2 protein-coding genes are annotated in these 1981 nt (G+C 36.2%); both read left to right on the top strand.

What is annotated here, in order from left to right; translation table 11 throughout:
- Positions 1 to 119 precede the first annotated feature (119 nt).
- Positions 120 to 1016 carry a DMT family transporter gene (locus tag V7161_RS29300; protein WP_335716292.1) on the top strand — a complete coding sequence of 299 codons (897 nt, stop codon included), beginning with the start codon at positions 120 to 122 and terminating at the stop codon, positions 1014 to 1016.
- Positions 1017 to 1042: 26 nt separating this feature from the next.
- Positions 1043 to 1813 carry a Cof-type HAD-IIB family hydrolase gene (locus tag V7161_RS29295; RefSeq protein WP_335716291.1) on the top strand — a complete coding sequence of 257 codons (771 nt, stop codon included), beginning with the start codon at positions 1043 to 1045 and terminating at the stop codon, positions 1811 to 1813.
- The last annotated feature ends 168 nt before the right edge of the window (positions 1814 to 1981 follow it).

Below are 1981 nucleotides of genomic sequence, written 5' to 3'. Positions count from 1 at the left end.
ATTCTTTCATGGTTAAACATGGAATTGCTAAAATTGAAACAAATTGACATTTACTTTGAGAAAGTTTAGTGTTTTAAAGGAATAAATAAAAGAGATAAAAGGAAAAGGAATTAAGGGGAATGAGGAAATTATTTACTGCTTTGATTGGATTAAGCCTTATTTGGGGAACATCCTTTTTATTTATTAAAGTTCTATTAACTTCTATGGGACCGATTTCAATAGTATTTGGCCGTTGCCTTTTTGGAACGATAATGCTTTTTGCTATCATTATCGTGCAAAAGAAAAAAATAATCCTTAAGAAACTACCTTGGTTTAAGCTGTCCCTGATTGCCATGACAAATAACGTGCTTCCATGGTTGTTAATTTGTTCAAGTGAAACGAAGCTCACCTCAAGTATGGCCTCAATTATTAATGCAACAACACCGATTTGGACATTAATTATTGGTTTTATCTTCTTTTCTTCTTCGTTAAGGAAAAGTCAATGGATTGGAATTTTCGTTGGCTTTATAGGGATATTTATTTTATCTGATGTCAAATTAGGTGATCTCTATTCAGGTAATTTAACTGGGATTTTGCTAATGACCGGTGCCACTTTATGTTATGGATTGGCATCACACTTAACAAAAAAACATTTAACCGAATTATCGGTGTTGGAAACTTCATTCTTTACGCTATTAATTTCCACAATAATAAGCTTTATTATTGTTTGGTCTATGAATCCAAGATTTATTTCTTCTTTTATTACTACAGAGACGGTGGGCCCTTTTATTGGCTTGGGAGCACTTGGTTCAGGGATCGCCTATCTATTGTTTTATTATCTGGTTAAAAAGGGAAGTCCTGAATTTGCTTCACTTGTTACCTATCTAGTACCAATTTCTGCTGTTTTTTGGGGAGCAATGCTTTTAAAAGAGAATATTCACTTATCAATGATCATTGGCTTAGCAGTGATTTTTATTGGCGTTTATATTGCCTCTATCAAACCAAAAGAAAAATCAAATGTTACACATGCAGCATGAGTGTTTGATTAAAGGAGATATGGAATATGAAAAAGATTGTCTTTTTTGATATCGATGGGACATTGCTTGATCATGAAAAGAAACTTCCGATTAGCACGAAAAATGCCATTCGATTACTAAAGGAAAATGGAGTTTTTGTCGCAATTGCTACAGGAAGGGCTCCCTTCATGTTCGAAGGGCTGCGTGAGGAGCTTGATATAGATTCCTTTGTAAGCTTCAATGGACAATATGTGGTCTTTGAAAAAAAGGCGATATACGAGAATCCATTGAATGAAAGCGGGATGGAAAAACTTTATCAAAAAGCACAGATCAATAAGCACCCTTTAGTATTTATGACAGAAAAAACGATGAAGTCGAGTGTAAAACATCATCCATTCATTGAAACCAGTTTGGGAAGCTTGAATTTTTTACATCCAGAAGAGGATTCGCATTTTTATGTGAATCGAAAATTGTATCAGTCGCTGCTTTTTTGTGAGAGCCAAGATGAACATATATACTTAGATGCTTTCCCGGATTTTGATTTTATTAGATGGCATCCTTATTCTGTTGATATCCTTCCAAAAGGCGGCTCAAAAGCAGAAGGCATTAAAAAAATGATTGATCAACTAGGGTTTGAACTAAAGGATGTATATGCTTTTGGAGATGGCTTAAACGATTTAGAAATGTTGAAGGAAGTAGGAACAGGTGTAGCAATGGGCAATGGTGTTCCAGAAGCAAAACAACATGCCGACTTAATCACAACCGATGTTTCCAACAATGGTATTTGGAATGGATTAAAAGAATTGCAGCTCATTTAAAAAAAACTCGCCATATGGCGAGTTTTTTATATAGGCTGAATCTATATTATCGATTTGATTGTCTCTGCCATCTGGCCTGTTGATTTCCGCTCCGGTCACTCGCTTTCCGCGGGGAGGTCCTGGAGCCTCCTCGGCGCAAGGGCGCCTGCGGGGTCTCCAGTGACCTCT

This window comes from Neobacillus drentensis, assembly GCF_036965425.1.
Taxonomy (GTDB): Bacteria; Bacillota; Bacilli; order Bacillales; family Cytobacillaceae; genus Neobacillus; species Neobacillus drentensis_F.
Note: the sequence above shows the minus strand (reverse complement) of the source record. Positions and strands in the feature narration are given on the sequence as shown.